We start from the raw sequence: 20,864 nt of genomic DNA on the forward strand, positions 1-20,864 counted from the left end.
GACCTCTAAGAGCCTCCCCGCCGTGCTGGTCGTCTCGTCGCCAGTAGTCCTCGACGGAGGAGCGGAATGCCTCAAGAGTCGCTGCGTTAAGGCTGGTTGGCGTGGTCAGTGCCAGGATGCTGTCCACATCGGGCCCAGGCAGGGACGCAGGGGGGCTCTGCGCCAGCTCTGGCACTTGGGCCTCCTCACGCTCGGTGACTACGAGCGCTTGAGGCGTCTCCCAGGGACGTCGCGCAAGTCCGAGCATGTGCCCTGGAATCCGCAGGCCGTCGGCGATGCGCTCGATGACGTCCATGTACAGCAACTGGCGACGCCCCGCCATGACCTCGCCGACGCGGCTCGGCGTCAGCTCGCATCGCCTTGCGATCATCGACGGGTAAATGCCTGCTCTCGTCTTCACCAGTCGGAACACTCTGCCGAAGTCCCGAACTCGGCACGCATTGATCATCTCGGGATCGGTGAGCAAGCGGGCAGGCAGTTCCTGCGGCCAGTCGGCGTCGGGCATTGGGCATGCTCCACTGCGAGGGCTATGCAACGTCGCGGATTCTACTCGCTGCGATATTACCCAAGTTGGGTAACCAGCCTGACCTTTTGGCTGGGGTATCCGTGAGGGGCCTCGCGTTTTCCGGACAGGCTTCTGACCGTTTATTCACGCGGCGATTCGCAACTTCTCGTACTCGGCATGGACTTCGCGTGGAGGGCGGTACCCCACCGCCGAGTGGAGGCGTTTGCGATTGTACCAGAATTCGATGTAGCGAGTGATGTCCTGCCGGGCGACCTCGCGGGTCAGGTAAGTCACCCTTGATACGCGCTCGTTCTTCAGGGCGCCGAAGAATGATTCGGCCATGGCGTTGTCGAAACAGATCCCGGTGCGGCCGGCAGATCTGCGGAGCCCGAACCGGTCCAGCGTCCTCCCGAACTCGGCTGACATGTAGTTGGCGAGTTCAACCAGTCGTTGCAACACCGGGCTGTTGCAGCGAGCGTAGCTGTTCTTCGAAGACCTCGGCCGGCGTCCGCCAGCCCAGGACTTTGCGGGGCCGGTTGTTGATCGCCATGGCGACGGCTTCGAGGTCCGTGAACGACCAGCGGGAGAGATCGGTGCCCTTCGGGAAGTACTGGCGCAGCAGCCCGTTCGTGTTCTCGTTCGTCGGTCGTTGCCAGGGCGAGTGCGGATCGGCGAAGAACACCTTCGTCCCGGAGCCTTTTTCACGTGTAGATCATGAGGGTGAGGATCGCGGCAGCTACTGACGTGAGTCTGTTCGGACTGACGCGGGCATGCCGGAAGATCCGCCACTGCTTGATCCGGGAGATGGTTCGCTCGACGGGAGCACGCAGTGCGGCGTGGACCTTGTTCGACGTCTTGTGCTTGTCGGGCAGTTCAGTTCCGGGCCGTCGTTTGATCGGGGTGATCACAGTGCCGCCGGCCCCGACGTACCCTTTGTCCGCGAGGATCTCGAGGTCCAGTCGCGCGCAGGTGTCGACGATGGCGTGCTCGCGGGCGGCCGTCACATCGTGGGTGCCGCCCGGAAGGGCGGGTGACATCCACAGCAGTTTGCCCTCTTCTGCCGCAATGACCTGCAGATTCACGCCCTCGCGGCGGACCTTGCCGGAGAAGTGCCCCGGCGCCTGGACCCGGTCGGTCTCCGCGACGGTGCCATCCAGCAGCACGTAGCCGTCCGTGTGATGACTGGTGAGCGCCTCGGTCAACGACGGCGCGTGCTCCGCAAGTTGCCCGATCGTGTGGTTCACGTAGCGCCAGGCGGTGGCCGTGCTGATGCCGAAGCCTGCGGCGATCTGTTCGAGGGTGTCGTGCTTGCGCAGGTAGACCAGGGTGCACCGGGCCCGGTCGTACGGACGCAGTCTGCAGCGCCGGCCGGCTTCACAGGACGCGATCACCATCGTGACCAGCTCCAGGAGCTCCGGATCGACATCGCATCCGGCAGGATAGGAGAACACGGGGCATCTCCGCAGGTGAAGGTTATGCCTGGCGACTCTCCAAACCAACGGGATGCCCCGTTCGGCACGCCACCGTCAACACTTCACCGACGCTCACCCGCAGGCCGTACAAGTGAAAAAGGCTCCCGGTATCGAGAGCGAACTGGGTATGACCGGAGAGTTCCTTCCCACGGTCCCAGGTGAGGGTCTTACGTAGCTGCTCAGGCAATTGCGTCATCGACGTGGTGAGCGCCGCGTTCATCGCGATCGCGCCGTAGCCCCCGAGCGAGGGGCCGTTCTTCACGGGCGGATTCTCGCCCCAGCCCTCCAGACGGGGCAGGTGCACCAGGAGCGTGGAGCGGCTGCTGCGCTCGACGAGCGTGCCGATCGCGGAGCGGCCCGTCCCGATAATCAAATCGCCTTCCCAGTGTCCGGGGACCGCGCGGTCCGTGGCCTCGGCGGGGCGTTCGCTGAGGACGACGTCCGCGGTGACATGCCCCTGCGGCTTGTTCTGCGACCGTGCACGGGGAGCCCGCAGCGCCCGGCCGGTGCGCAGGCACGTCACCAGTTCCCGCTTGAGCGCGCCACGGCCTTCGATGAACAGCGCCTGGTAGATCGCTTCGTGGCTGATGCGCATGGACTCATCATCGGGGAAGTCGACACGGAGTCGGTGCGAAATCTGCTCCGGACTCCATGCCGTCGCCCAACGTCTGTCCTGACGGTGCGGCTTGTTCAGCCCTTTCCATGCGGGCGTCTTGGGCCCGGTGACGGTCATCTTGTCGGGGCGACGGATGCTGCCGGCGAGCCGGTCCTCTACGTACTCACGCAACCGGTCGTTACCCAGGAGTTTCGCGTTCTTCGGGCGCTTGGCCGCCTGCTGAGCCTTCCACTGGGCGACCGTCGCGCGGTATTCCTGCTTGCCGCCGCGCGTGGCGGCGTTGCGGCGCAGTTCGCGAGAGATTGTCCCGGGGTCTCGCCCCAGGGCGCGGGCGATCTCGCGCACGCCCTTGCTCATCGCCATGAGGATCGCGATCTCCTCGCGCTCTTCGAACGTGAGGTACCGGCCCGAGGGCTCGGCCAACGAGATCGGAGGCATGCCGCCAGCGTGACGAAACCACCTCGCACCCACCGGCCACGACACGCCGACCACCAACGACGCCTCCACCGTCGTGACCCCCGTGGCGATCAGTCGCCAGAACTGGCGCTGCACGACCCGAGAAGGATCAGGCCGCCCCGGCGAACGCATCGCCGGCCGCAACGCACGGTCAGCGCGCCACTGCCGACGCCGCCCCTCCGGAACATCGCTGGTCTTCAAACTCCAGTCCGCCGTGGCCACGTCGCACACCTCCGAGATCAGGGTGTTGCGACGACCAGTTGAATCCACCGTTACTGCCGCGATCCGAGTGAAATATCGCGTCGGCCGAGAGGTTCCTGTTCCGTGCCGCGTTACGGATCGCCTTGGATATCAGTGGGGTTTGGTAGTGGTCGTCCATCGCGTAACCGATGACTTCCTTCGTGCAGCAGTCGATTACCGTCGCGAGGTACAGCCAGCCTTCCCCGGTCCCGATATAAGTAATGTCACCGACGAGCTTTTCGCCGGGTGCGTCCGCGGTGAAGTTGCGGCCGACGAGGTCCGGCACTTGGCCGGCCGCGGCCTTGGTGAGGTTGAACCTCTTCGGCTGTGGCTGGCAGGACTCAAGTCCCAGCTCGCGCATCAGGCGGCGGACCAGTTCCAGGCCGACGCTGATGCCCCAGCGGTGCAGCTGGGCTTGGATGCGACGGTGGCCGTAGGTGCTGTCGGAAATGTCGAAGGCTTTCTTGATGAGCAGTTTCAGTTCCTCGCGCCGCTGTGCCGTCGCGGATTCCGGGCGGGATCGCCAGTCGTAGTAGCCGGATCTGGAGACGCCGAGTCTGCCGCACATGAACTCGACGCTGTATGCGCACTCCGCAGTGTCGAGCCGCATCTCATCGATGAACTCGTACTTGCTTGCTACCGGGGATCCTTCGCGAAGTACGCCGCGCATTTTTTCAGGAAGGAGTTTTCCATCTCCAGCTCACGGTTCCGCCGTTCGAGTTCCTTCAGGCGTACCCGCTCGTTCACCGTCAATTCTGCATCGGGAGCCGGTTCCTGCTGCTTCTGGTGCTTCTTCACCCAGCCGCGTAGCGTCTCCGAGTTCAGCTCAAGCTCCCGGGCAACTTCGGAGATCGTCTTGCTTGACCTCAACGCGATCTGGACTGCTTCCTCACGGAACTCCGGCGAGTACTTACTGGGTGGCGCCACTTCTTCCTCGTTTCCTGTTCAGGACAACCCTATTGGGTCCCTGTCCGGAAACTTCGGGGCCCCTCACCGGGTCGGGATGCTCCTGTGCATGGCAAGCCATCGGTGAACTGGCGAAAGACAGGGCCACCGGACACATCGGCGTCGTCATGGGTGAGGCCGGGGCCTACGTGCGGGTGTGGCCGGTCCGCAGCGGCAAGCAGTGGGGCGCCTTACAGAACAACGTGGCGCCCAGTACGCGGAAGGAACTGACCGCACGCCTGGCCATTCGAACGATGACAGGCAGGTCTTGCTGTGGTGCGTGCCATCGGCCGCATGCTGGCGCCCTGTTCATCATCTTCATCAGCGATTTGTGCGGTCTGGTGACTGGCATGGCCCTCACGGCCGCCAGCCAGCAGACCGGCCGACCCCCGACGGGTCGACCACCCGGCTTCCCCGCCCCTGTCCGGGGTTGGCCTCCAAGCCTGCTCTTCGAATGGTCTGTGAGCCGAGCTCGGCAATTAGGGCGGGTCGTACGAGTCATGCACTGCCTCACTCGAAGAGATTGCGCATGACGGCAACAGCGAACTTTCTCGGGGTCGGCGACGAGCGTACGCAACCGCGTGGTGCAGCACCCGTCCCCGAGCCGCATCTTCGCAAGATCCAGGAGGACGGGATGATGACGACAGCCTTAAGGACGCCTCGCACGGTGCTCCACCGCGAGGGGTATGTGATGAACGAGCGCTTCCAGGTCGCCCCTCGCTGTAAGGGCGCGCCTCCCCGTGTCGAGGATGCCCGCCGGGTCGGTGTCATGCGTCGGATTGCCGCTGCTCGGCTCAGATACTGCGGCCTGACCGCGATGACGGACGACGTCATGGTGGTCGTTTCCGAACTCCTCACCAACGCCGTCCTACACAGCGACAGCCAGGACATCGGTTTGAGCATCACGCTTCGAGACTCCTGTCTGCGTATCGCCGTCACCGACGGACGGCCAGGCGTCGCCGCGACCCGCCGGTGCGGCAGCGACTACAGCGAGTCGGGGCGCGGTCTTCACCTCGTCCAGGCCATTGCGGAGATGAACGGCGGGAGATGGGGCACAGAGGACGCGGGCGCGACTACCTGGTGCACTTTGGCTATTTCGGCGCCGGGGCGGCCGTAACACCGGCCATTGACCTACCCACACGGCCCGCGCCCTGGACCGCCACCGCGCCTCGAACGCCTAATCGCGGCGTGTCCCTCAAAAGAGCGGCATCACCGACCTTCGTGCCCCCTTACAGCCCTCGCAGACGAGAAGGAAGTACCGATCCGTGCACACCGTGAGCCAGTCGGGCCTGGTCCCTTTCATCACCCAGCGGGAGGGTGAACGGGCAGCGCCGGACAACCTTTTCATCCTCCAGCACGGGCCCGGCAACTACCGGCTGCACTACCGTGATGAGGACGTCAGGGACCGGGACCTGCGAGGCGTGCTATGGGCGCGCTGCGCCTTCAACCCGGTCGACGAGCGTGGGATGCCGACGGGTGCGCCGTTGTGGAAGCTCATGCATCCCTACCGGCAGATGATGACGATGCAGGCGATGCGCTGCCAGGTGTGCACCCGACACGCACGCACTCCGCTGGGTTTCGTCTTCCTCGCCGGACCGGGTGACCACGACCCCAGCCGGCCGCAGATCCTCACCAATCAGCCTCCCGTCTGCCCACGACACGTCCGCGCGGCCGCTGCGCTGTGTCCGCATCTGGAGGCGAAGCCGATGGTTTTCCTGGCCGCCAGCGCCCCGTTGTACGGGGTGACCGGCACTCTCTACGGCCTGGACGGTGACGGCGTCCAGGTGGTGGCGCAGCCGGACCATCCCCTGCCCTACGGGCACCCCAATCTGACGACCTTCCTCGCCTCCCAACTCATCCGCCGGCTCAGCAGCTTCCGCGTCCTCGACCTCGATGCGCTGCAGCGAGAGCTGGCGGAGGCATAGACCCCTGCCCGACAGCCCCAAGGCCACAGGGCACGCGTGAGCGTCCGGCGCGGGAATCCCCCCGCCCACCCCCCGTCTCGCGCCGGACTCGCACCCCGTGACGTGCAATCGATGGGAGAGGACCGTGACGACAGCAAGAGACCGTGGGGCGTTGCCTCGCGCTCCGTGCGAAGGCGGTAGCCCCATGCCCTGGTGGGTGAGCGACCACCGAGGACGCCGGTCCTGGACGGTCCTCATGAACGACTGGGTTCGACCTATCGGGAAGGCCGTGCAGGCTGTCCTGCCGGCGTCCTGGAACGGCCCAGTGTGGCCCCCAACGCACGGCGACTGAACCGGCCCCACCACACCCCAACCTCGCCGAGGCTCCCCCATGCCCGATTCATTACTGACCAGTGGTGGGCCCACCCGCCGCGGAGTACGGACTGGAACGCATGCTGCCCGGGGCCGACATGTGCGCCTACCTCCTGGCCACCGACGTCGACATGGCGCCGCTCGACGGCTTCGACCTCACCGGCTGGGAGCAGGGCTTCGGCGATGTCTTCGTCCAGCCTGACCTGCCCAGCATCCGCGTGCTTCCCCACCGCTGTGAAACCGCCCTCATCATCGGCACCGCCCTCCACCGGGACGACACCCCCATCCAGGTGGCCCCACGCCACCTCCTGCAGACACAGCTCGCCCGGCTGGCAGAACTCGGATACTGGCCAGCCGTAGGCGTGGAAGTCGAAGCCGTCCTCTACCAGCAGGACGACTCCGGCCGCCGGGCACCGGCAGGGGCAGGGGCAGGGGCAGACAACCGCGACTACGGCCTCCAACACCCGCCGCTCGTCGCCGACTTCATCCACGACCTGAGCAGGCTGATCGTCGCAGGCATCCGCTACGAAGCGATCAAAGTAGAAGCCGCGCCCGGCCAGATCGAAGTCAGCCTCGCCTACGACGCAGCCTTGACCGCATGCGACGACTACGCCGTCTTCCGCGACATCGCACACGATGTCGCCGGCCGGCGCAGCATGGTGCCCGCCTTCATGGCAGCCCCAGAGACAGGAATCGGCAACGGCCTCCACCTGCGCCTCTCCCTGCGGAACGAACACGGCGATCCGGCCTTCGCCCAAGACCGCGATCAAGGTCCTTCACCGCTGATGCAGCAGGCCCTTGCGGGTCTTCTCCCGCCCAGGGTGCTGGGGTGGTTCTGCCAGCGGCCGGTGACCAGCTCCTCCCAGGTGACGGCGCGGGCATAGCGGCGGACGGTGTTGCGGGACAGTTGCAGGCGGCGGGCGATGGCCCGGATGGTGAGGCCCTGGCCGAGGAGATCTTGCACGGCGGTGTGGTGCTGCCGGGCCCGCTCAGCCAGCCGGCCCGCGTGAGAGAGTGGCGGGTGCAAAATTTCAGGGGCGAATCCGGAGCGGGGGCCGGTTCGCGAAGGCAGGAACTGTGCTTGCTGACCAGGGACTTCACGGCCTCGGCGAGGTTATGCCAGAGATGCCACACATCGGCGACCTGGACGGGCTCGGGGGCTCCGGCGCGGGCGCCGTCGGCGAAGGCGCCGCCCTGGTCGCGGCAGATGATCTCCACTCCGGGGTGGTCGGTGAGCCAGGCCGCGAACGTCGCCGCCTCCCGGTCGGCCAGCAGGTCGATGGGGGCATGGGTCTCGCAGTCGACCAGCACGGTGCCGTACTTGTGGCCCTTTCGGGTGGCGAATCATCGACCCCGAGGACCCGGGGCGTCTGTGCGTACGGATCGTCCAGGGCCATGGCCAGACTCAGCAGAGTGGCGTCGCTGACCGAAGCCGGCAGCCGGATCGCCAGGCGTTCACCGGCGCGGCCCGCCAGGACCACCGCGATCGCGCCCAACAGGCCCGTGAGCTGCGGAGTCCGCCGACCGTAACGCACAGTCAGACCATCAACCTGCTCGGCGAACGTCACTCTCGCGCAGCCCGGGTTGTCGCAGAAAAGACGCCGGACGGTCAACGTGATGAACACCAGGCAGCCGACCGCACCGTCCGCGAGTCGGCGCTCGCAGCCGCTATGCCTACGCCTCGACAGAACCCCACGGGCCGGGCACGACGCCGAGATCGTCGATGCCGTACTCGCCACGATCCGTAACAGACCGCCCTCTGCTACCACTTGCTTCACCAGCACCCGCCGAGGTGCGCGGCGTCGGGGTCGGGGCAAGCCCGCCGGCGGCCGGCCGTAGGCCCTGCCGCCGGAGGACCGCATATTTGCCTGTAGCGGCGTACTCGCGGACGAACCTGATATCAAACGCCGCGTCAAAGATCAGTACCCTCCAGCACGCCCTCGACCTGCAACCCTCACGCCAAGTTGACACCGCTCCCACAACGCCTCACGGTGGACTGTCAGCCTATCGAGGACAACCTGGCCCATCGGAGTCAGGGACGGGTGGCCAGCAGCCAGGTCGAGACAGCCGGAGAAGTAGTCGATCAGATAGCGTACACGGGTTTCACCGTCCGGCATCCCGGCGCCAGCGCAAGCGTAAAATTTGATGGCGGAAGCGGCGAAATGAGCGGCGACAAGTACACCTCGCAGTGTCCTGTCAGAAGTTCCCGACGGGAGGACGAAGTCCTCCGGAGCGTCGCCTTTCTGGAGGTCGCAAATTTCCGCGATGAAGTGGAGCCATACATGGGCCTGCTCGTGCACGAGGATTTCCTCGAGCGGATGTGGAGAGGAGAACGCACCTTCACCCAGGTAGATGGTCTGGGGAATCAGGAGGTCGGTGGCACTGCGGACTCCCAGCTTTTGGATCTTACGGTAGCGAAGCGGGATCGCGAACAGCGGCGCCCAACTCGCGACAGCTCCCGCCACCCCGGTGAGCGCACTGGAGACACGGCGTTCCTGATCGCCCGTGAGCGGCACCCAGTGGTAGTCGTAGTCGTTGCCCTGGCCATCGGTCATCTTCCGGTAGATGGCTGTCGCATTTCCGGGGTCAAGGTAGTCGACGAGGCTCGCGTGCCCGGTGGGATCGAGATTGCGGCGCATGGTGGCGACGAGTGTCAGTAGTGTCGAGGGCCGGAACGAATCGTCGAGAAAGGGCAAGCCCCCTATCTCGTCAACCAGGTCACTGAAGCTTCCATATGACTGGTCCTCGCGCTGGTCACCCATGAGGTCTCCCGTGTTCTCTGTGCTGGTCAATCTGATTCCGGAGCAGCGGTGCCGCTCAGGTCTTGACCGGAACGGCGCCTCGCTCTGATGGAGAGCCCGCGAGTCCGGGAAGAACTGGCAGGCACCGAGCAACAAGTCTGTGGTGAAAGACTCTGTTGCTCTATTCCCAAGCAACGCGGCTGTCAGTACGTCCAGCGCCTGGCCGGGGCGTCACGAATCGGGCAAATCAACTCGCCAGGTAGGCGAAGCGCGAGTTCGGCGAACTAAGCAAGTGAGTTGGTAAAGATGGCAAAGTGCAGGCCATGAGAGGTCGTTTTCCCGTCTTCGTCAGCAGAATCACCGGGCGGCCGTGCTCAGCTTCTCTACTGTCAGCCAGGGCTTTTCAGCCGCGAATCCGAGCAGATCCAAAGTTTTGAGGCGGAAATGGTCGAACTCGGCCATCTCAGAGTCGACCTGATGGGGTGCCAATTCCAGGGAAGCGACTAGGGCGCGCTTGAGGCTGTACAGGGTCCGCTCCGCGTACCAGCGCTGCTTGAGGTTTGCAGTGATCTGCCGCCCGGTTTCGCTCGCGAGCTGGCCCCGTGCCACGAGGTCGGCGATGAAGGTACGGATGTGGATCATGGGCTCTGACAGCGGCACGAATGGGGCATCGACGCCGTGCATGAGGGTGACTTCATCGTCGTCGAAGTCCTCGTTTGCGATGTACTGCTCGTAGACTGCGCCATAGCCATGCATGCCGAGGTGGCGCATTTCGGCGGCCCGGATTGCACCCATGGAACAGAGGCCCCAAACCTGCCAGCCGGCTTCGAGTGCGGCACGGAGCTCGGCGTGGCCGACGGAGGGGTAGCTGTGGAACGTACCATCGACAATCGCGACGCGCCCGGGCCCGTGGGATCGGATTAGCTCCTGAATGTCCCCCCTCCGCACCGGCGGATATAGCCGGACATCTTCGCCGAAGGTGTCCCGAAGGTCAATGCCGTGAGACGTCGGGCCGACATAGACGATGAGCTCAGTGGTCACGACACGCGCCTTCAGGAATTCACGAGAGTTGCAAGACGAGGGCCCACACGCTTTAGCTCGGGTTGGAAATGTTCGAGCTTCGGGACGACGACCTTGACGGCTGAAAGTGGTGCGAAGCGCTGGGAGAGGACCACGCGAAGGACCTGCCGGATCCCGCGCCGGCCGAGTGTTTCAATCAGTGTGCCAAGCGCACTGTCAATGTCGATCGCGGCGTTCGAAGCGTCGGGGATGGCGGAGTACTGAATGCATTCTGCGGAGTCGATGGCCTGCTCACGGGCCGCGCTCATCGCCTGTTTCTCGAACTCCCGCCCATAGCGAGCGAAGTACTCGTGGCGGTCGACGAGGTCGTCGCGGCCGCCATGGATATGAGTGAGCCGCGACTGGGCGGCCTCAGACAGCGCGCGGACAGCTGCGATGTTTTTCACGAGGTGCAGTCCGGCGCCGTAGGCAAGGGCAACCGGAGCATCGTCGGACGACTCTAGGAGGAATGCGTCGAAGTAGGGCAGTTCGAACTCGTTCGGGGTGTAGCGGATAACCGCTTCAAGACCAGCGGACACAATTTTGGAACGGAGAACCTCAATATGGGCAGTTGGGTCACCGAAATTTACACGACGTGAGGTGTTCTTGAAGTAGTTAAGTGACCTAATGTCGCGTTCGATGACCTCGCAGAGGCCGTGCACCGTGGCCTCATCGATCGAGTTTCCTGAACATAGCCCATTGGTTCCGGAGCCGAATATCCGCTGCCCCGGGTTCTCTGGAAAAGGATGGTAGGCGAGCTCTGCGGGGACCAGCAATGTGCGTCCTGTAGTAACGTCTTCAGCCTCGACGCAGGCAAGAGCTCCGTCCGGGTCGACCGGAACCCCCATAACCGGGCAGAGGTCGACAAATTCGAAATCCGCCCACTGCTGCGAAGCCACCTCGCGCGGAGTGGACATGATAATCTCGATCTCGCGGTTTCGGTATTCTGCGAGCGCGAATTCGATGGCCTCCATGTAGGCCCCCACTCGGGCTTCTTCCGGATATGCGCCCTTTCCAGCATTGACGCAGAGAGATTTGGAGTCCGGGCGAATGCTGGCAAATACTGGAATGCCAATGCAGTCGAGCCAAGTAGTATCCGTCACTCTAACAATGCCGAGTTCTTTCGCTGCTACTTTCGCCCGCGACAGAGTTTCGGCCAGCGGTGCAGTTCGCAGGCTTGAGGTCATCCGATGCACGTTGCGCCCTCCGCCCAATAGGTCCGAACGGTTCGGTGTGGCGGCGGACCGGTATCAACTGCCGACGGTCGTTGTGGAGCAGTTAGGTGCTCCACAACGACCGGCCGCCGAATAAATCAGTTGGCGACAGTAGGGGTCTCCGGGTTGACGTCGGTGATCCCCTCAGAGAGGGCGTGGTAACCTGCAAACATGGGGCCTTCGTCGGTCAGCAGATCGGAGAACTTCTCCACGGCGGCCTCATCAAGGACGAAGTTTCCGGAAAACATACCGCTATTCATAGACTTAATCCCTTACTGAAGAGCTTGGCATTTCCACGATAATATGTACCTCCCGTGAGCGAGGGCTTGAGTAGTTGATACTCAGAGCGGCGCCCCAACCTGACGTAGTGATTCCTAACGTCCTGTGTCTGGTACTGCAGGAGCGCTTCGTGTTGAAGTCCCCCGTTGATCTGGACAGGTTGATACTGGGACGGGGTGGTCCCGCAGTAAGCAGTCCAGTCACGTGAGTAGCAAGAGCAGTTCGGGTAAGCGGTACACGGCCGAGTTCAAGTACTACAGCAGCAGATCTTGAGTGAGTGGTCGTTCTTGGTCGGCGTGTTTCCAGGGGCGGAGTCGTGCGGGGAGTGGGTCGTCGCGGCGGTAATGGGCGATGGTGGCCCGGGGCTAGCCTCGATTCGTCAGCGGGGTTCGATCGCTGATCGGTCCGGCGGTTCGCCTGTAATGTCCTTGGCCGGTGTAGGACAGGTCGTCGCGTGACGCTGCGGCTGCGCCGGGTTCCACGGGCCCGGAGACTGCGAGGCTCCTCCTTCCTGATCCTCGTCGGGGCAGTTCCCGGCCGTCAGGTGACGGCCGGGAGGGCGGTGAGCCGCTGCCAGCAGGTAGTGAACGCCGATGCCCAGGGCCAGGTCCGCTCGATGCGCAGCCATCGGCGGCGGGCGTGGTCGGCGAGGCGGGCGGGCAGGTGGTAGAGGCGGAAGCGCATGGTGTCCGGCTCGGCGTCGGCCAGGCCCTCGTTGTCGTGCAGGGCCAGCAGCCGCACCCAGGCGTCGAGATCACTCGCGAGGTTCGCGGCGAGCATCCAGCCGCGATTCACCTCCCATGACGCGGAGGGTAAATTGTCCAGCCCCATGGCCTTGTTGGTGCGCACCCGGTCTTCCACACCGGCATGCGAGCGGTGCAGCACGTCCAGGAACTGGCTGTGGCCCGAGCCGGCGATGCCCCACATGTGGCGGATGTTGGTGGCGGTGATGCAGTAGCGCCAGCCGGTCTTCTTCTCGAACGCGGTCAGTTTCTTCAGGTGCCGCCGGGTGGGCTTGACCCGGCGCACGATCAGCCGCATGCCCTCGGGCCAGCCTTCACGGGTGTTCAGCCCGGTCAGCTCCGCGACGAAGTAGCCCTCCTGGAGGCTGCCGTCCTGGTGCACGGAGGTCTCCCAGGCGCTTTCGGGCAGCTTTGCGATGGCCTTCTCGTCGTCTTCGGTGATCTTCCAGCCGACGGTGTAGCGGACCGTGCGCCGGGTGGTGTTCAGTGCTTCGAGGTGTTCCAGCAGCCCGTGGGTAGCGCCGGCCCCGTCCACCCGCACCAGGATTTTCGCCGTGGAGGAGCCGGGGATCTGGGCGAGCGCGTCGGTGAGCACGGCGAGGTGGTCGGCCACCGTGTTCGCCCCTGCGTTGCCCGGTCGCATGAGCATGGCCAGCGATTCGGTGGTGTTCGCGCACCACGCGGCCAGTGGATGAAACCCGAACGTCTTTTTGAAGGTGACCGCAGCCCCGGTCTTCTTCGAGGCTGCGGTGATGACGGTGGCGTCAAGGTCGATGACGATCCAGCCGGTCAGCCGCTTGCCCGCCACCGTCAGCCAGGGGAAGCCGCCCTGCCGCAGGTGCAGCAGGCTCCACACGTGCCGGCGCACCCTCGCCCGCGCCTTTGCGACCTTCGACAGGGTGGCCACGTCAAGGGCGGCCAGCGTGCGGCGGGCGGTTGAGTCCGAGGCCGCAGCCCCGAACAACGGCCGGTAATACGACTGGAGTTGCCCGGCTTCCGAGAAGTTCGCCGCTCCCAGCACGATCGCGACCGCGAGGTGCACCAGCACCCCTGCGCGGTCCCGCCAACCGGCCACTGTGCCGGACGGCAGCACCCCGGCCAGCGCCTCCGTCAGTCCCGTGCGGTCTGCGCACCGGCGCAGCAGCACCGCCCCGGTATGCCCGACCAGCCTCTTCCCGTCAGCCGCCACGGACAGCCGACGGTCCCACCCTGTACTCTCGACCACCAGAAAGGTGCCTTGCTCTCTGCAGCGGATACGACCTAGACACTCGCATCCTCGCAGGTCAACGGCACCTTTCTGCTATCGGGGCGTCAGATCACCCAATTCCGCTGAATACCCAGGGCTAGTGTTCGGTGCGCCAGCGGTGCTGTTGAAGCTGATAGGCGTCGCTGTGATGGGGCGTCAGGATCGTACCCGCCGCAAAACGCTCGCCGGCCTAGTGCTGGATTCCTCATTGGATGTCACATATCGGCGCTACAACAGGCGATCGCACGTTCGCGTTGTCTGGTCGGCTGGTGCGAGTTCTCCGTCCGGTTGTTCAGTCCCTTGTGGGAGCTATCGACCGAGGGCGTCGCCTCGCGGTGGGCGGCGCCGTAGGAGCGGAGCTTGTCGGTGGGCGGCGCCGTAGGAGCGGAGCTTGTCGGTGACGACCACCCGCGGCACCGCGCGGGTCCCTTTGAGGAGCTTGCGGAAGAAACGCCTGGCCGCAGCCTTGTCGCGGCGGTTCTGGACAAGAATGTCGAGCACGTTGCCGTCGGCGTCGACGGCCCGCCACAGGTACTTCTGCTCCCCGTTGATTGTGATGAAGACCTCATCCAGGTGCCATTTGTCACCGGGCCGGGGACGGCGGCGCCGCAGGCCGTTCGCGTAGGCCTGTCCGAACTTCAGGCACCACCGGCGCACCGTCTCGTAGGACACGACGACACCGCGCTCGAGCATCAGCTGATGGCGTCCCGCGTGATGGTGTAGGCGATCACCGTGTGGGTGTGCGCGGGCGGGTGCCCGGGGCGTGCATCCGGTGACGGTCTCCGCTCCCTGCGCATGAGGCAGGCCACCGTGCAAATCTCCCTGGTGAACGGCCAGTTCAACCCTGGAGGTGCCCGATGGCCTTGTCCCAGTCTGACCTACAACGCCTGCTGGAGTCACTACGCACGGCGGACGGGATCGAGCTCGTCCGCAACGTCGCCGAGCGCATGCTGCAAGAGCTGATCGAGGCCGAGCTCAGCGGCCGGATCAGCGCCCAGTGGAACGAGCACACCGAAGCCCGCACCGCCTTCCGCAACGGCCACCGGGAGAAGACCTTGGCCACCCAGGCCGGCGATCTGGACCTGGCGATACCGAAGCTGCGCAGCGGCAGCTTCTTCCCAGCCTGCTGGAACGGCGGCGCCGCATCGACCAGGCGCTCTACGCCGTCATCATGGAGGCATACGTGCACGGGGTGTCCACCCGCTCGGTCGACGACCTGGTCAAGGCGCTCGGCGCGGACAGCGGAATCTCCAAGAGCGAGGTCTCACGGATCTGCGGTGACCTGGACGAACAGCTCACGGTCTTCCGCGGCCGGCCCCTGGATCACAGCCGCTTCCCCTACCTCTACCTGGACGCCACCTACTGCAAGGTGCGCGTGAACCACCGGATCGTCTCCCAGGCCGTGGTCATCGCCACCGGCATCAGTGAGGACGGCGGCCGTGAGGTGCTGGGTGTGATGGTCGGTGACAGCGAGACCGAAGCGTTCTGGAGCGAGTTCCTGCGCTCCTTGCGCGAACGCGGCCTGGGCGGGGTCCGTCTGGTCATCTCCGACAGTCACAGCGGCCTGGTGGCAGCGATCCGCAAGGTCATGCTCGGTGCCGCCTGGCAGCGTTGTCGTGTCCATTTCTTGAGGAATGTGTTTTCCGTGATCCCCAAGGAATCCGGGGAAATGGTCGCGGCGACCATCCGCACCATCTTCATCCAGCCCACCGCCGAAGCCGTCCATCACCAACTCGATGCGGTGGCCGACATGCTCGGGCAGCAGTTTCCCAAGGTCAGGCAGATGCTCCTGGACGCCAAGGAGGACCTGACCGCCTTCGCTGCCTTTCCCATCTCGCATTGGAAGAAGATCCAGTCTTCAAATCCCCTGGAGCGGATCAACCGCGAGATCAAGCGCCGCACCGACGTCGTGCAGGTCTTCCCCAACCCGGCCGCCCTCGAGCGGCTGGTCACCGCCGTGCTCAGCGAGATGCACGACGAATGGATCGCCTTCCCCCGCCGCTACCTGTCCGAAGGCAGCATGACTGCCATCTACGCCGCCGAACACGCCGACCACACCACCCATGCACTCCCCAACACCCCGAACACTACGGAGGATTGATCGCCTACACCATCACAGGGGACGTGACCCATCAGCTCCTCGACCTCGCGGAAGCTCAGCGGGAACCGGAAGTACAGCCACACACAGTGGGAGATGATCTCCACTGGATACCGGTGCCCCCGGTAAACGACGGCAACGCGCTTCCCACGGCAAGCCCCCTCCCGAGCATGATCATCCCGCACCGGCCAGCCAACGTGACAGCTCCACGTCGAGTTCTACCTCTACCTCGCCGCCACGTTCGTCACCATGCGTTGCCTCATCCAACAGGCCCGAAACCGCTACCTATAGGACACCCGCCCCAAACCCGTCGCCTGAAGTGTCACCTATCCTCGGTCGCTCTTACAGATCCGATCGAAACCGGGCAGCCCCGCGTATAGAAGCAAGTAGTGATTGCTCAGCCAAGTTGCGGCGGGGCGTGTTGGGGTGGAGACAACCCCGAGGCCAGTGCTGAAGCTCAAGGTCAACAGTGTCGCCACGGGCAACGCCTTGAGGTTCCCCCGAGTTGCGGCAGGCGTTGGCAGAGAGGCGGATGGGTTGCATGAGAGGAGCCCAGGCGATGCCTGCCCCGTACCCGCTGGAGTTGCCTGAGCGTGCGGTGCGGATGTACCGCGCTGCCGAGCCGAAGCCGGTCATCCGCTGTATAGCCGAAAAACTCGGCTTGCATCACGAGGCCTTGCGCGGCTGGATCCGGCAGGCCGAGGCCAACACCGGTGAGCAGGACGACCTGCTCGCCACCGAGGAAAAGGAGAAACTCGCCCAGCTGCGGCGCGAGGTGAGGGAACTGCTCTGGGCGAATGAAGTCCTGCGGACGAAGTCGTGCTGGCGTATGCCGCAGCCGAGTACGATTACCGGCCCGTCTCCGAAGCCATGGTGAACATGCGCTACCGGCTGCACCGGGCAGAGGCGGCAGGGCTGATCAGCGCCAACAGCAGGGCATGGCAGGTGCATAGAGCCATGGACGCTTCCTGGCCCGACGGCAACTGGCCCCGGCACCTGCACCAGGCACAAGCCGACGGCCTGCCGTCCGAGGAGGCCGACCGGCTGTGGGAGTCCATCGGCACCGAGCGCCCGGATCTCAAAAGCAATGGCAAAGCGCTCCACCTGCTCGCCCGTCCCCGAGAGCGGACTACAGACGTAACGGCTGAGCCGTTCGTGTTCGAAACCACCAACGTCTGGCAGCGGATGCAAGCCCACCAGGCAACCACCCCGTTGTGACGTCGATCCAGCCCTCACCCGTCCAAGCAACGGACCGGCTGCCACGCTCCTACTGGCAGCTGTGGACCCTATCCCTGCTCACCGCCCTGGGCGGCTTCATCGTCCTATTCCTCACGCCCTACCTCACCGAAAGCCTCGGTCACAGCCCCGTCTTCGCCGGCCTGGCTATCACCTGCTTCGGCGCTGGCACCCTCGCCGCGCCCCTGGGTGGCATCCTCGCCGACCGCTTCGGCCCCCGCCCCATAATGTTGACTGCCCAACTACCCAGCGCCGCAGCCCTGCTGGCCCTCGGCCACGTCCGTCACCCTTGGCTCATCGTCACCTGCGCGGGCCTGGCTGGGCTCACCACCAGCACCGCCCGTGCCGCCCGCACCGCGATGATCACCAACATCGTGCCTGCCGCCCAGCGTCTGAAAGCCTTCTCCTACACCTACTGGGCCACCAATATCGGCTACGGCGTGGCCCCCCTCGCCACCGGCGTCCTCATCGACCACCACAGCGCCTGGCTCTTCACCGGCAGCGCTGCCATCACCGCCGCCTGCGCCCTGTTCGGCTACCGGATCCCACAAGGCCACCCTCCCCCCATGCCCGACGCCGCAGCTGCGGCGTCGGCCGTCCACAGGCCAGCGCAACCTGGCCAAGCAGCGCCTCCCGACCCAAGTGCCCTCCCGCGCCGGTCTCCTGCGGCCTGGCGCTGCGGGAGTCTGCCGTATGCGCTCATCGGCTCCTTCCTGGTGTGCCTGCTGTTCAAGCAGGCTTCCGTGACCCTCCCGGTCTCCCTGCAGGCCGACGGCCTGAGCAGCACCGTCTACGGCACCACCCTGGCCGTCAACGGTGTGCTCATCATCGCCCTGCAAGTCCCCTTGACCCGCTGGCTGACCGGAAAGAACGAAAACCGCATCCTCGCTGTCGCCGGCGCACTAGTAGGTCTCGGCTTCGGACTCACCGCCCTGGCCGACACGGCTTCGACCTACACCCTCACCGTCGTGGTGTGGACGGTGGGCGAAATGCTTTATACCCCCGCCTTCGCGACCCTCACCGCCAGATTGACCCCTGACGGCCGCCACGGCTACTACCAGGGCATCGCCGCCTCCACTACCTCGGCAGCTGGCCTCATCGCCCCGGCCACCGCCGGACTGGCTCTCACCGCCGTCGGCCTCATCCCCTGGTGGGGCCTCTGCACCGCCCTGGGCGCCCTCAGCGCTGTTCTGTTCCTCAAAGCCAGCCAGCGATCCGCCCACTCCAGCAGTCTTACCCAGACCGCCGAATGACCTCAGAAGCTGTTGGCTTTCCGGACGTGATCGCCGCGTTTTTGCTGGTCGGGCGTGGGGTCGGTGATTCGGTGGGAGTAGTGGCCTGTCGTGCTGTCGCTCCCTGGGAGGTCGTGGATGCCGTCGGTGGTCGGGCTGTTGGAACAGCGTGAGCTGGGTGCTCGCCGTCGTGTAGACGAGCTACGGGAGGAGGCCGACCGTATCCAGGCCGAGTTGGCCGTGGCCGAGCGGGAATGGAAGGAGTGGGCCATCGCCTGCTCGCGGGTCGGTGAGGTGCTGGCCCCGGCGGACGAGAGCGGGCAGGACCGCGCCCGGGTCGAGGGGACCGCGTCGGCCGCCGGGGAGCAGGCCGGAAAGACGTCGCAGGTGCCGGATGCGGCGAATATGAAGCCGCAGGTGCCGGTGTGGCGTGAGGGGCTGGCCTGGTCGGTGCTGTCGGTGGACTACCAGCGCATCCTGCAGGTGCTCGCGGACCGGCACCGGCTCCATCAAGGGCCGCTGACCTGCCAGGAGAGGGCCGCGGCGTTCGGCATGGACGCGGTGCCGGCACGCATGGAGGCGCTGCGGTCGACGGCGAAACGCCTGGTCGCGCGCGGCTGGCTGGCCGAGCCCGCGCCGGGCAGATTCACCCTCGCGCAGACCGTGGCCGGGCCAGGCGGCGGGTCATGAGCAGGATCATCGACCAGTAGATCACCGCTTCGGCGCTGGTGGTGCGGCGTTCGTAGTCGCGTGCCAGGCGGCGGGTGCGCATCAGGTGGGCGAAGAGGCGCTCGACGATCCACCGCTTGGGCAGCACCACGAAGCCGCGCATGTCGTCGCTGCGCTTGACGATCGCCAGGACCAGGGCGAACGCGGTGAGGCAGTACTCGACGGGGGGGCCGGTGTAGCCGCCGTCGGCCCAGATGAGGGCGAGCCGGTGGTGCGCGTCGGCCACCTCTTCCAGCAGCACCCGGGCGGCGGCGCGGCCGCCAGTGTCCGCGGCGGTGACCATCACCCCCAGCAGCTGGCCGAGCGTGTCGACCACGACGTGCCGCTTGCGCCCGTTATCTTGAGCCCGCACGAGTGTGTCCTTCATGTGCGTGAAGCACTCTGAAGTTTCCCCAACTCCCGTCGTGGATGCGGTTATCTGCTGCTGTCCAACACGGAAGGGGTGAATGCGCGATGCGCGTACAGAGGGTGCTGGCACCCGGGTCGACGACGGAATCGTGGACGCTGCTGGGGGATGATCTGCGACCGGTCGATCCGGTCGAGTCGTTCCTGGCCTACCTGACGGCGATCGAGCGGTCGCCGAACACCGTCAAGGCGTACGCCCACGACCTGAAGGACTGGTGGTACTACCTCGACGGTCGTGAACTGGACTGGAAATCAGTGGACTTGGAGGCAGCGGGCTCCTTTGTGGCCTGGCTTCGGCTGCCGCCCCTAGCCCGGAGCGGGACGGTGGCGGTGCTGCCGACGGTCGAGTACCACTGCACGGCTTCCAGCGTGAACCGCAAACTCTCGCGGTCAGCACGTTCTACGAGTTCCACGCCCGCAGCGGCATCGAGGTCGCCGACCTGCTGGTGACGATGCGCCCGGCCGGACCGCATCGATCGGCGGCCACCTCCTACAAGCCGTTCTTGCAGCACATCGCCTCCGGCAAGCCCGAGCGGACCCGGACGATCAAACTCAAGACCGGACGGAAGCACCCCCGCGTCCTGACTGCCGCCCAGGTCCAGAAGATCCTGGACTCCTGCGAACACCTGCGGGACCGGCTGCTGTTCGCCCTGCTGCTGGACACTGGGGTCCGCATCGGTGAGGCCCTCGGCCTGCGGCACGACGACATCGCGATCGCCGAACGGCATGTGACCGTGGTGCCGCGGCAGAACGACAACCGGGCCCGCGCGAAGGCCGGCCGGTCCCGCAGCATTCCGGCGAGCGCGGAGCTGATGCGTCTGTACTCGGACTGCTTGCACCGCGAGTACGGCGCCCTGGATTCCGACTACGTCTTCGTGAACCTCTTCGCCGAACCCCACGGCCGCCCCTGGGGCTATCCGGCCGTCTATGACCTGGTCAGACGGCTCCGGAAGGCCACCGGGATCGCTTTTGAACCCCACCCATACCGCCACACCTACGCCACCTGGCTGCTTCGCCGCGGGGCCGGGATGGAGACGGTGAAGGAGTGTCACAGCCGGACCTCCCGGCCGGTGAACCAGCCTGCGGCCTCCAGCGTCCGCACCTTCCCGCCGAGAAGGCATCGGGACGGACGAGCTGCTTGAGCAGCTCATGGCCGTCGTCCGATCCGAGTTCCGCACCGAGATCTACGTCCCCGCTCCGGACGACCCCGTCTTCATCGCCGACGAGTGCGCGGTCATGGACTGCGACCGACGGCAGCGTCGGCCAGGCGCGGACTCTGCAACGCCCACGACATCCGGTTCCGCAAGCGCGGCCGCCCGCCGATGACGGACTTCCTCGCCGAACCCGGCCCACCGGTCCGAGGCCGCAGATC

At 65.6% G+C, this 20,864-nt stretch carries 20 protein-coding genes and 8 pseudogenes; 11 read left to right on the forward strand and 17 right to left on the reverse strand.

Features of this window, described 5'->3' with window-relative positions:
• Window positions 1-4 precede the first annotated feature (4 nt).
• From OG985_RS00290 to OG985_RS00320, 7 genes and pseudogenes are all read right to left on the reverse strand, one after another.
• A pseudogene (locus OG985_RS00290) lies at window positions 5-505 on the reverse strand (helix-turn-helix domain-containing protein); the annotation flags it as partial.
• A 144-nt stretch (window positions 506-649) separates the two neighbouring features.
• The gene (locus tag OG985_RS00295; protein WP_371666395.1) at window positions 650-961 is read right to left on the reverse strand and encodes an integrase core domain-containing protein; all 312 of its coding nucleotides are present in this window, start codon (window positions 959-961) and stop codon (window positions 650-652) included.
• Window positions 945-1,199 (reverse strand): annotated as a pseudogene (locus tag OG985_RS00300) (IS30 family transposase); the annotation flags it as partial. The gene OG985_RS00295 and the pseudogene OG985_RS00300, both read right to left, overlap by 17 nt.
• Window positions 1,200-1,206: 7 nt before the next feature.
• Window positions 1,207-1,956, reverse strand: a complete 750-nt coding sequence (locus tag OG985_RS00305; protein ID WP_331718606.1) for a transposase family protein — start codon at window positions 1,954-1,956, stop codon at window positions 1,207-1,209.
• Between the two features lie 121 nt (window positions 1,957-2,077).
• Window positions 2,078-3,250 (reverse strand): annotated as a pseudogene (locus OG985_RS00310) (IS30 family transposase); the annotation flags it as partial.
• Entirely contained in the window at window positions 3,201-3,959 is a 759-nt protein-coding gene (locus OG985_RS00315; protein WP_371666396.1) for an IS3 family transposase, read from the reverse strand. The gene OG985_RS00315 and the pseudogene OG985_RS00310, both read right to left, overlap by 50 nt.
• Window positions 3,926-4,216, reverse strand: coding sequence for a transposase (locus tag OG985_RS00320; RefSeq protein ID WP_371666397.1), 291 nt, complete (start codon window positions 4,214-4,216; stop codon window positions 3,926-3,928). The genes OG985_RS00315 and OG985_RS00320 overlap by 34 nt, the downstream gene beginning before the upstream one ends.
• A gap of 547 nt (window positions 4,217-4,763) precedes the next feature.
• On the opposite strand from OG985_RS00320, the gene OG985_RS00325 reads away from it, so the two are divergent.
• From OG985_RS00325 to OG985_RS00335, 3 genes are all read left to right on the forward strand, one after another.
• Window positions 4,764-5,351, forward strand: coding sequence for an ATP-binding protein (locus tag OG985_RS00325; protein ID WP_371666398.1), 588 nt, complete (start codon window positions 4,764-4,766; stop codon window positions 5,349-5,351).
• 148 nt (window positions 5,352-5,499) lie between these two features.
• Window positions 5,500-6,159, forward strand: coding sequence for a hypothetical protein (locus tag OG985_RS00330; RefSeq protein ID WP_371666399.1), 660 nt, complete (start codon window positions 5,500-5,502; stop codon window positions 6,157-6,159).
• A gap of 395 nt (window positions 6,160-6,554) precedes the next feature.
• Complete coding sequence (locus tag OG985_RS00335) at window positions 6,555-7,394, forward strand: hypothetical protein (RefSeq protein ID WP_371666400.1); 840 nt, start codon at window positions 6,555-6,557, stop codon at window positions 7,392-7,394.
• A gap of 29 nt (window positions 7,395-7,423) precedes the next feature.
• Here OG985_RS00335 and OG985_RS00340 read toward each other — a convergent pair.
• The 8 genes and pseudogenes from OG985_RS00340 to OG985_RS00375 all read right to left on the reverse strand — a co-directional run.
• Window positions 7,424-7,474: pseudogene (locus OG985_RS00340) on the reverse strand (hypothetical protein); the annotation flags it as partial.
• 158 nt (window positions 7,475-7,632) lie between these two features.
• Window positions 7,633-7,821: pseudogene (locus tag OG985_RS00345) on the reverse strand (ISL3 family transposase); the annotation flags it as partial.
• 608 nt (window positions 7,822-8,429) lie between these two features.
• Window positions 8,430-9,272 (reverse strand): hypothetical protein, encoded by an 843-nt coding sequence (locus OG985_RS00350; RefSeq protein ID WP_371666401.1) that lies wholly within the window; start codon window positions 9,270-9,272, stop codon window positions 8,430-8,432.
• A gap of 336 nt (window positions 9,273-9,608) precedes the next feature.
• Window positions 9,609-10,292 carry a TfuA-like protein gene (locus tag OG985_RS00355; RefSeq protein ID WP_371666402.1) on the reverse strand — a complete coding sequence of 228 codons (684 nt, stop codon included), beginning with the start codon at window positions 10,290-10,292 and terminating at the stop codon, window positions 9,609-9,611.
• An 11-nt stretch (window positions 10,293-10,303) separates the two neighbouring features.
• Window positions 10,304-11,497, reverse strand: a complete 1,194-nt coding sequence (locus tag OG985_RS00360; protein ID WP_371666403.1) for a YcaO-like family protein — start codon at window positions 11,495-11,497, stop codon at window positions 10,304-10,306.
• Between the two features lie 125 nt (window positions 11,498-11,622).
• Window positions 11,623-11,784, reverse strand: a complete 162-nt coding sequence (locus tag OG985_RS00365; protein ID WP_371666404.1) for a hypothetical protein — start codon at window positions 11,782-11,784, stop codon at window positions 11,623-11,625.
• Window positions 11,785-12,343: 559 nt separating this feature from the next.
• Window positions 12,344-13,771 (reverse strand): IS1380 family transposase, encoded by a 1,428-nt coding sequence (locus OG985_RS00370; protein WP_371666405.1) that lies wholly within the window; start codon window positions 13,769-13,771, stop codon window positions 12,344-12,346.
• A gap of 263 nt (window positions 13,772-14,034) precedes the next feature.
• A pseudogene (locus tag OG985_RS00375) lies at window positions 14,035-14,488 on the reverse strand (IS6 family transposase); the annotation flags it as partial.
• A gap of 161 nt (window positions 14,489-14,649) precedes the next feature.
• Here OG985_RS00375 and OG985_RS00380 point away from each other — a divergent pair.
• Window positions 14,650-15,893 (forward strand): annotated as a pseudogene (locus OG985_RS00380) (IS256 family transposase).
• A gap of 29 nt (window positions 15,894-15,922) precedes the next feature.
• Here OG985_RS00380 and OG985_RS00385 read toward each other — a convergent pair.
• Window positions 15,923-15,997 (reverse strand): annotated as a pseudogene (locus OG985_RS00385) (IS6 family transposase); the annotation flags it as partial.
• A gap of 452 nt (window positions 15,998-16,449) precedes the next feature.
• Here OG985_RS00385 and OG985_RS00390 point away from each other — a divergent pair.
• From OG985_RS00390 to OG985_RS00405, 4 genes are all read left to right on the forward strand, one after another.
• Window positions 16,450-16,767, forward strand: coding sequence for a transposase (locus OG985_RS00390; RefSeq protein ID WP_371666406.1), 318 nt, complete (start codon window positions 16,450-16,452; stop codon window positions 16,765-16,767).
• Window positions 16,710-17,108, forward strand: coding sequence for a hypothetical protein (locus OG985_RS00395; protein ID WP_371666407.1), 399 nt, complete (start codon window positions 16,710-16,712; stop codon window positions 17,106-17,108). Before OG985_RS00390 ends, OG985_RS00395 begins: the two co-directional genes overlap by 58 nt.
• A complete protein-coding gene (locus OG985_RS00400; RefSeq protein ID WP_371666408.1) occupies window positions 17,105-18,379 on the forward strand; it encodes an MFS transporter in 1,275 nt (424 codons plus the stop codon). Before OG985_RS00395 ends, OG985_RS00400 begins: the two co-directional genes overlap by 4 nt.
• A 117-nt stretch (window positions 18,380-18,496) precedes the next feature.
• Window positions 18,497-19,048: a hypothetical protein gene (locus tag OG985_RS00405; protein WP_371666409.1), complete on the forward strand. Its 552-nt coding sequence runs from the start codon at window positions 18,497-18,499 to the stop codon at window positions 19,046-19,048.
• Here the strand turns inward: OG985_RS00405 and OG985_RS00410 are convergent.
• Window positions 19,005-19,439: a transposase gene (locus OG985_RS00410; RefSeq protein ID WP_371666410.1), complete on the reverse strand. Its 435-nt coding sequence runs from the start codon at window positions 19,437-19,439 to the stop codon at window positions 19,005-19,007. The two genes, OG985_RS00405 and OG985_RS00410, sit on opposite strands and share 44 nt — an antisense overlap.
• Window positions 19,440-19,540: 101 nt before the next feature.
• On the opposite strand from OG985_RS00410, the gene OG985_RS00415 reads away from it, so the two are divergent.
• Genes OG985_RS00415 through OG985_RS00425 form a run of 3 tightly spaced genes read left to right on the forward strand, consistent with a single transcriptional unit; the run spans window position 19,541 to window position 20,818 of the window.
• Window positions 19,541-19,942 (forward strand): site-specific integrase, encoded by a 402-nt coding sequence (locus OG985_RS00415; protein WP_371666411.1) that lies wholly within the window; start codon window positions 19,541-19,543, stop codon window positions 19,940-19,942.
• A gap of 53 nt (window positions 19,943-19,995) precedes the next feature.
• Window positions 19,996-20,634 carry a tyrosine-type recombinase/integrase gene (locus OG985_RS00420; RefSeq protein ID WP_371666412.1) on the forward strand — a complete coding sequence of 213 codons (639 nt, stop codon included), beginning with the start codon at window positions 19,996-19,998 and terminating at the stop codon, window positions 20,632-20,634.
• Window positions 20,635-20,641: 7 nt separating this feature from the next.
• A complete protein-coding gene (locus tag OG985_RS00425; protein WP_371666413.1) occupies window positions 20,642-20,818 on the forward strand; it encodes a hypothetical protein in 177 nt (58 codons plus the stop codon).
• Window positions 20,819-20,864 lie beyond the last annotated feature (46 nt).

The organism is Streptomyces sp. NBC_00289, assembly GCF_041435115.1.
Taxonomy (GTDB): Bacteria; Actinomycetota; Actinomycetes; order Streptomycetales; family Streptomycetaceae; genus Streptomyces.